The organism is Sandarakinorhabdus rubra (genome assembly GCF_010994245.1).
Classification (GTDB): Bacteria; Pseudomonadota; Alphaproteobacteria; order Sphingomonadales; family Sphingomonadaceae; genus Sandarakinorhabdus; species Sandarakinorhabdus rubra.
In genome coordinates, this window is sequence record NZ_WMHO01000116.1 from 1 (window position 1) to 8,022 (window position 8,022).

Consider the following 8,022-nt stretch of genomic DNA (forward strand, 5'->3'; position numbering starts at 1 on the left):
ACGCTGCCCGCGCCGCCGCCACCCGCGCCGCCGGCCTCACCAGCGATCCGGCCGTGCGTGCCTTCCTGCTCGGTCGCCACGTCGGCCAGGCGCCGCCAGCGGCCTGAACAGCAGCGGCTTCAGATCGTCTCGACCTCGATCTCGCCGGTCAATGCGCGCTGGACCGGGCATTTCTCGGCGACCTCGTGCAGCCGTGCCCTTTGCTCATCAGTCAGCGCCGGCGCATCGATCACCACCTGCTTGGTGAACACATGGGTCGGCTCCGCCGCGCCGGCCCGCAGCACCCGGCGATGGCTGACCTCGACATTGACATGCACCAGCGGCCAGCCCTGACGCCCGGCATACCAGCGCACGGTCATCGCGGTGCAGGCACCCAGCGAAGCGGTCAGCAGGTCGAAGGGCGTTGGCCCGATGTTGGCGCCGCCCTGTTCGATGGGCTCATCGGCAACCAGCTGGTGGCCAGAGACCGCCACGGCCACGGCCAGCGCCCGGCCCTGCAGATCGGCAACCTGTGCCTTGGTGGGGTTCGCCATGGCCGTTCAACCCGGCATGGGCGGCATGACGCCGGGCGGCACGGTCATCACATCCTGCCAGTCGGGGTTTCTCTCATACTGGGCGCGAACATAGGGGCACAGCGGGATGATGTGGAAGGGCGCGTCGCGGGCATCGGCGATCAGGGCGTCGACCAGCGCCCTCGCCGCCCCCGTGCCGCGCATCGTATCGGGCGCGCCGGTGTGATCGGCGCTGATCAGGCCGGGTCCGCGATGGGTGAAGACGAGCTCCGCCTCGGCCGCGATGCCGGCGATACGCGCCACGTAACGGCCATGGCGCGGCCCGTCCTCCTTGGTGATCAGGATATCGCTCACGGGCCGGGCTCCTGGCTTGCTACTGTGTGGCCAAGATTTTCTCGCCACCCTGATGGCTTGGCAAGGCCGCGTTGCTACCCCACAAGGGCGACAACTTCAGGAGAATGCGCATGACCGATTATGTGCCCCCCAAGGTCTGGACCTGGGACAAGGAAAGCGGCGGGCGCTTTGCCAGCATCAACCGGCCCATCGCCGGCCCCACGCATGACAAGGAGCTGCCGGTCGGCAAGCATCCGATCCAGCTCTACAGCCTGGGCACGCCCAACGGCGTCAAGGTGACGGTGCTGCTGGAAGAGTTGCTGGCGCTGGGCCACACCGGCGCCGAATATGATGCCTGGCTGATCAACATCGGCGCCGGCGACCAGTTCGGGTCGGGCTTTGTCGCCATCAATCCCAACAGCAAGATCCCGGCGATGCTCGACCGGTCGGCCGATCCGCCGACCCGCATCTTCGAAAGCGGCGCCATGCTGATCTATCTGGCGGAAAAGTTCGGCGCCTTCCTGCCAACGAGCCTGCCGGCCCGAACCGAGGCGCTGAGCTGGCTGTTCTGGCAGATGGGCTCGGCCCCCTTCCTGGGCGGCGGCTTCGGCCATTTCTATGCCTATGCGCCCACCAAGCAGGAATATCCGATCAATCGCTATGCCATGGAGGTGAAGCGGCAGATGGACGTGCTGGACCGGCATCTGGCGCAGAACGAGTATATGGCGGGCAGCGAGTACAGCATCGCCGACATGGCGATCTGGCCCTGGTATGGCGCGCTGAGCCTGGGCCTTCTCTATGAGGCCGGCGAGTTCCTCGATGTCGCCAGCTACACCAACGTCATCCGCTGGACGAAGCAGATCGGCGCGCGGCCGGCGGTGAAGCGCGGGCGCATGGTCAACCGTGTCTATGGCGAGCCGTCGAGCCAGTTGCACGAACGCCACGACGCGTCCGACTTCGAGACGAAGACGCAGGACAAGATCGCCAAATGAGCCAGACCGCCGTCCCCAAACCACGCGACGAAGGCCAGCCCGGCACGCTGCAGGGCAGCCTCGCGCAACGCCGCATCGTGCGCTTCGATCCCGGCCACGCCGTGATCGAATATGAAGTGCAGCCCGAAATGTGCCATTCGGGCGGCGTGGCACAGGGCGGCTTCGTCACTGGCTGGATCGATGCCGCGATGGCGCATGCGGTGATGGCCAGGCACGGCTTCGACCGCGTGCCGATCAGCCTTGAAATGAAGGTGAGCTTCTACGCGCCGGCCAATCCGGGCCGGGTGCTGGCCGAAGGCTGGATCGAGCGCGGCGGTGGCCGCACCATCTTTGCCGAAGGCCGGCTGACCACGCCGGACGGCAAGGTGCTCGCCAAGGCGTCGAGCACCATCACGCTGATCGATGCGGCAAAGGTGGCGGCACAGATGGCTGGCGGCTGACCGTCGAGACAGACGTTAGACCGCTGTATTAATGTAAAATTTAAATTTTGGACATTGTTGCCGAAGAGGCGCATCATCCCCGTGCTGTGGCTGCCGGCCCGGCCAACATGTTCACTCGCCCAGGACCGGCGCTGCAGTGACAACGGGCGCAACAGTCGCCCACAGGGGGGGAACAACCATGAAGTCACCGATTTTCGGAATGATGGCGCTTGTCTGCGTCGCGAGTGCCAGCGTCGCTGGTGCCCAGAGCTTCACCTACACGTCCAATTCCAATCCACCCACCACCATGGTTGGCGGCGCACCTGCAGGCGCGGCTCCGTTCGGGGCCTCAGCCTGGACGGGAACCACGGAGCTGATGATGGAAGGCAAGAAGATCGCATCGACCTTCACCTGCATTGCCATGAGCCAGCCCGAGAAGAGCAAGATCTTCGACAGCCACATGATCTGCAATGGCGGTGATGCCACCGGCACCTGGACCTCGGTCTGGGGGTGCAACGGCCAGCAAGCCACCGGCATGGGCTGCTGGGGCGGCCTGTTCGGCCAGACCGGCGTCTATGCCAACCGCCGAGGCGTGCTCTCCGGGTCCGGCAAGGGCACGATGCAGATGGGCACCGGCCACTGGGACAAGTGACGCGCGATTGATGCCGTGAGGTCAGGGCCGGCACCAGGCGTGCCGGTCCGGGCCACGGCTTTGCACTTCAATCCCCGCGCAGGTCGATGCGGATGCTCACCCAGGTGCCAACCTGGTATTCGCCATTGATGCGCGGCGGCTTCACCCGGAACTGCCAGGCGGCCTCGGTCACGGCATAGCCCAGGCCAGAGCCGGGCGTTTCCCCGATCGGGCGGCAATCCTCCACCTTGAAGCGCGGCGCGGTGCGGCAAGCGATGATGCCATAGCTGCCCGGCCCCGAATAGCGCGCCTTCCTGAGATAGAAGCCCAGTTCCGCATCGGTCGGCTCGCGCTGCCATTCAGCGGCGTAAAGCTTGCTGCCATCGGGGGCCAGGCCCACCACCGCGCTGTCGGGCGGCCCGGCCGCCAGCTGGGCGGGTGCCGGCTCGGCACTCGGCACCGACTTGAGGTCAAAGCCGCGCAGCGCCGGATCGCCGAAACTCCACTTGGCCGGCGGCGCATCGGGCGCGGTGACGATGGGTTCGGGTTGTGGCGCGCTGCGCTTGCTCACCGGCTTCGGGCGCGGCTGCGGCGTCGGCTGCGCGCGCTGCGGTGTCGGCGCCGCGATGTTCACCGCCACCATCGCCGCCGGGCCCTTCTTGCCCAACGGCAGCGCCGGCCGCAGCAACAGCAGCAGCAGGATGGCCAGAACGTGCAGAGCGATGACCAGCGCCAGCACGGGCACACGGCGGCGTTCCGGCAGCAGGCCGGCATCCTGGGCAAGAAAGGTGGTGGAAGCGTTCAAGCGGGGGCTGCGGCGTCTCGGGGGGAGGCTCCGGATACGTCGCCGCCGGGCGCGCGCCTAGTCCAGATTTGGCCGCAGCAGCTGGACGGCGCGTTCCCGGCTGACCCCCAGCCGCTGTGCATAGTCAGCCAGCTGATCTTCCCCGATGCGGGCGACGCCAAAATAGGCGCTTTCCGGATGGGCGAAGTAGAAGCCCGAAACCGCCGCGGTGGGCCACATGGCGAAACTGTCGGTCAGCGTGATGCCGGCGCGCACCTCCACGTCCATCAGATCGAAGATTTGGCGCTTCAAGCTATGTTCCGGGCAGGCCGGATAGCCGGGCGCCGGGCGGATGCCGGTGTAGCGCTCGCGGATCAGATCCTCGTTGGACATGCGGTTGCCGCGCTCATGCCCCCAGATCTCGCGGCGCACGCGCTCGTGGAGATACTCGGCAAAGGCTTCGGCCAGCCGATCGGCCAGCGCCTTCAGCAATATGTCGTTGTAATCATCATTGGCAGCCTTGAAGCGGGCGAGCTGTTCATCGATCCCCTCGCCCGCCTGCACCGCAAAGCAGCCCAGCCAGTCAGCCTCCGGATGGATGAAATCAGCGAGGCACATGTTGGCGCGGCCATCACGCTTGGCGATCTGCTGGCGCAGGAACGGCAGCCGGGCCACTTCGGCGCTGCGGGTCTCGTCGGTGAACAGCAGCACATCATCGCCGTCGCGGCGCGCCGGCCAGATGGCGATGACGCCCTTGGGGTGCAGCCAGCGCTCGGCCGCGATGCGCTTCAGCATCGCCTGCGCATCGGCAAACAGGCTGGTCGCGCTTTCGCCCACCACCTCGTCGGAAAGGATCGCCGGGTAGTTGCCGTGCAGTTCCCAGGCGCGGAAGAAGGGCGTCCAGTCGATATAGGGGATCAGCATGTCCACCGTCACATCGTCGATGGTCATGGTGCCGGTGAAGGCGGGCTTTACCGGCGGATGCGCCGCGAAATCGGGGGTGAAGCCATTGGCGCGCGCCTGTTCCAGCGGCACCAGCGCCGACTGGCCGGAGCCGGCGCGCTGGTCCCGGATCTTCTGATATTCGGCCGCCGTCTCGGCCACGAAGCCGTCCTTCAGCGTGTCCGACACCAGCGTGCCAGCAACACCAACAGCGCGGCTGGCATCCAGCACATGCACCACCGGGCCCTCGTAAGCGGGCGCGATCCGCAAGGCCGTGTGCACCCGGCTGGTGGTCGCCCCGCCGATCAGCAGCGGCATCGCCATCCCTGCACGCTGCATTTCGCTCGCCACATGCACCATCTCGTCGAGGCTGGGGGTGATCAGGCCGGACAGCCCGATCATGTCGGCCTGGTGCTTCACGGCGGCATCGAGGATGGTCTGCGCCGGCACCATCACGCCGAGATCGATCACCTCGAAGTTGTTGCACTGGAGGACGACGCCAACGATGTTCTTGCCGATGTCGTGCACGTCGCCCTTCACGGTGGCCATGATGATGCGGCCCTTGGCGGAGCTGCCGACCTGCTTTTCGGCCTCGATGTAGGGCAGCAGCACCGCCACCGCCTTCTTCATCACACGCGCCGATTTCACCACCTGCGGCAGGAACATCTTGCCGGAACCGAACAGGTCCCCCACCACGTTCATGCCGGCCATCAATGGTCCTTCGATCACCTCGATCGGCCGTGCGAACTGGTGCCGGGCCTCCTCGGTGTCGGCCTCCACGAAGGCATCGATGCCTTTCACCAGCGCATGCTCCAGCCGCTTCGCTACCGGCCATTGGCGCCACTCCTCGGCGGCCGGATCGGCGGCCTTCGCCGGCCCGCCCTTGAAGCGGTCGGCGGCGGCCAGCAGCCGGTCGGTGGCATCAGCGCGGCGATTGAGCACCACGTCCTCGCACAGCTCCCGCAGTTCCGGGTCGATGGCGTCATAGACGTCGAGCTGGCCGGCGTTGACGATGCCCATGTCCATGCCGGCGGCGATGGCGTGATAGAGGAACACCGAGTGCATGGCCCGGCGCACCGGTTCGTTGCCGCGGAAGCTGAACGACAGGTTGGAGACGCCGCCCGAGATGTGCGCGTGCGGGCAGCGGCGGCGGATTTCGCGGGTCGCCTCGATGAAATCGACCCCGTAATTATTGTGTTCCTCGATGCCGGTGGCGACGGCAAAGATGTTGGGATCGAAGATGATGTCCTCCGGCGGAAAGCCGATGCCGGTGAGCAGACGGTAGGCGCGCTCGCAGATCTCCACCTTGCGCGCCGCGGTGTCGGCCTGGCCCTGCTCGTCAAAGGCCATCACCACCACCGCCGCGCCATAACGCAGGCATTTGCGCGCCTGTTCGAGGAACGGCCCCTCGCCTTCCTTCATGCTGATTGAATTGACGATGCCCTTGCCAACCAGGCACTTCAGCCCGGCCTCGATCACGCTCCACTTCGAGCTGTCGACCATGACCGGCACGCGCGCGATGTCGGGCTCGGCGGCGATCAGGTTGAGGAAGGTGACCATCGCGGCCTCGCTGTCGAGCAGGCCTTCGTCCATGTTGACGTCAATGATCTGGGCGCCGTTCTCCACCTGTTGCCGGGCGACCTCAACCGCAGCGGTGTAGTCGCCATTCAGGATCAGCTTCTTGAACGCCGCCGAGCCGGTGACGTTGGTGCGCTCGCCGATGTTGATGAAACCAGCAGTCGTCACGCCGCGAACCTGTGCGCTTCGAGGCCCGACAGGCGCAGCGCCGGTTCGGGATGGGGGATGACGCGCGCCGGCAGCCCCGCCACCTGGCGGGCCATCGCCGCAATATGCGCCGGCGTGCTGCCACAGCAACCGCCAACGATGTTGACCAGCCCCTCCTCGGCCCAGCCCCGGATGAAGCCGGCCGTGGTCTCCGGCTGCTCGTCATAGGCGCCCAGATCGTTGGGCAGGCCGGCGTTCGGATAGGTGAGGATCAGGGTATCGGCCACCTTGGCCAGCGCCTGCACGTGCGGCCTGAGCTCCGTGGCGCCGAACGAGCAATTGAGCCCCACAGCCACCGGCTTCACATGCTTGATCGAGTGCCAGAAGGCCTCCACCGTCTGGCCACTGAGGTTGCGGCCCGACAGATCGGTGAGCGTCATGGACAGCATCACCGGCACGTCGCGGCCCAGAGCATCGCCGGCCTCGGCCGCGGCGAAGGCGGCGGCCTTGGCGTTGAGCGTGTCGAACACCGTCTCGATGAGGATGAAGTCTACCCCGCCTTCGAGCAGCGCATCGATCTGCTCGCGATAGACGCCCTTCACCTCGTCGAACGTCACCTCGCGATAACCGGGGTCGCTGACCCGGGGGCTGAGGGACAGCGTCTTGTTGGTCGGGCCCAGCGAGCCTGCCACCCAGCGCGGGCGCCCATCGGCGGCGATGGCGGCATCGACGCAGGCGCGGATGACGCGCGCAGCGGCCAGGTTGATCTCCCGCACCCGGCCTTCCATGCCATAATCGGCCTGGCTGATGCGGTTGGCGTTGAATGTGTTGGTGGCCAGCAGTTCGGCGCCGGCAGCGATGTAGCGGTTGCAGATGCCGGCGATGTCGGCGGGCCGGGTGAGGTTCAGAAGGTCGTTGTTGCCTTTCTGGTCGAAGTTGCTCGGCAGTTCGCCGGCATAATCGGCCGCCTTCAGCCCCAGGTCCTGCACGGCGGTGCCATAGGGGCCATCCTTGATGAGGATGCGGGTGCCGGCAGCGGCGCGCAGTGTTTCGCCAGGACTGGTCATGCGGTCACCTGTTGTGCTGGCCGTACGCCCAGAAGGTGGCAGATGGCGTAGGACAGCTCGGCGCGGTTGAGCGTGTAGAAGTGGAAGTGGCGCACGCCGCCCGCATAAAGGCGACGCGCCATTTCGGCGGCGACGGTGGCGGCCACCAGCTGGCGGGCGGCCGGCTTGTCATCCAGCCCGTCGAACAGCCGGCCCATCCAGTCCGGCAGATGGGTGCCGCAACTGACCGCCATGCGCTTCAGATTGGCATAGTTGCTGACTGGCAGGATCCCTGGCACCAACTCGATATCGAGCCCGGCCGCTGCCACCCGGTCACGGAAGCGGAAGAAGATGTCGGGCTCGAAGAAGAACTGGCTGATGGCGCGGCTTGCGCCGGCATGGACCTTGGCCTTCAGCGCATCGAGATCGGCCTCAGGGCTGCGCGCCTCAGGGTGGACCTCCGGATAGCAGCTCACCGAAATCTCGAAATCATGGCGGCGCTTCAGCGCTTCGACCAGCGCGGCGGCACTGGCATGGCCGCCGGGCACTGGGGCAAAGCGGGCCGGGCCGCCCGCCGGATCGGCCGGCGGGTCGCCGCGCAGCGCCACGATATGGCGCACGCCGGCCGCCCAATAGTC

The 8,022-nt window shown here is 66.8% G+C and carries 9 protein-coding genes; 3 read left to right on the plus strand and 6 right to left on the minus strand.

Translation table 11 applies throughout. The features are described from left to right. Positions 1–119 precede the first annotated feature (119 nt). A complete protein-coding gene (locus tag GJV64_RS08445; protein ID WP_164156821.1) occupies positions 120–533 on the minus strand; it encodes an OsmC family protein in 414 nt (137 codons plus the stop codon). A 6-nt stretch (positions 534–539) separates the two neighbouring features. Beyond that, positions 540–866 (minus strand): GNAT family N-acetyltransferase, encoded by a 327-nt coding sequence (locus GJV64_RS08450; protein WP_164156822.1) that lies wholly within the window; start codon positions 864–866, stop codon positions 540–542. A 104-nt stretch (positions 867–970) separates the two neighbouring features. Here GJV64_RS08450 and yghU point away from each other — a divergent pair, with 104 nt between their 5' ends. From yghU to GJV64_RS08465, 3 genes are all read left to right on the plus strand, one after another. Continuing rightward, the gene (gene yghU, locus GJV64_RS08455) at positions 971–1,837 is read left to right on the plus strand and encodes a glutathione-dependent disulfide-bond oxidoreductase (protein WP_408014976.1); all 867 of its coding nucleotides are present in this window, start codon (positions 971–973) and stop codon (positions 1,835–1,837) included. Then, on the plus strand, positions 1,834–2,277 hold the full coding sequence (locus tag GJV64_RS08460) for a PaaI family thioesterase (RefSeq protein ID WP_164156824.1): 444 nt from the start codon (positions 1,834–1,836) through the stop codon (positions 2,275–2,277). The genes yghU and GJV64_RS08460 overlap by 4 nt, the downstream gene beginning before the upstream one ends. Positions 2,278–2,455: 178 nt before the next feature. Next, on the plus strand, positions 2,456–2,908 hold the full coding sequence (locus GJV64_RS08465; protein WP_164156825.1) for a hypothetical protein: 453 nt from the start codon (positions 2,456–2,458) through the stop codon (positions 2,906–2,908). A 67-nt stretch (positions 2,909–2,975) separates the two neighbouring features. Here the strand turns inward: GJV64_RS08465 and GJV64_RS08470 are convergent, their stop codons facing one another. The 4 genes from GJV64_RS08470 to GJV64_RS08485 all read right to left on the minus strand — a co-directional run. After that, positions 2,976–3,692, minus strand: a complete 717-nt coding sequence (locus GJV64_RS08470; protein WP_164156826.1) for a hypothetical protein — start codon at positions 3,690–3,692, stop codon at positions 2,976–2,978. Between the two features lie 57 nt (positions 3,693–3,749). Next, entirely contained in the window at positions 3,750–6,359 is a 2,610-nt protein-coding gene (gene metH / locus GJV64_RS08475; protein ID WP_164156827.1) for a methionine synthase, read from the minus strand. Beyond that, positions 6,356–7,405 (minus strand): homocysteine S-methyltransferase family protein, encoded by a 1,050-nt coding sequence (locus tag GJV64_RS08480; protein WP_164156828.1) that lies wholly within the window; start codon positions 7,403–7,405, stop codon positions 6,356–6,358. Before GJV64_RS08480 ends, metH begins: the two co-directional genes overlap by 4 nt. Next, a partial coding sequence (locus GJV64_RS08485; protein ID WP_164156829.1) for a methylenetetrahydrofolate reductase occupies positions 7,402–8,022 on the minus strand: 621 nt, incomplete at its 5' end. The genes GJV64_RS08485 and GJV64_RS08480, both read right to left, overlap by 4 nt.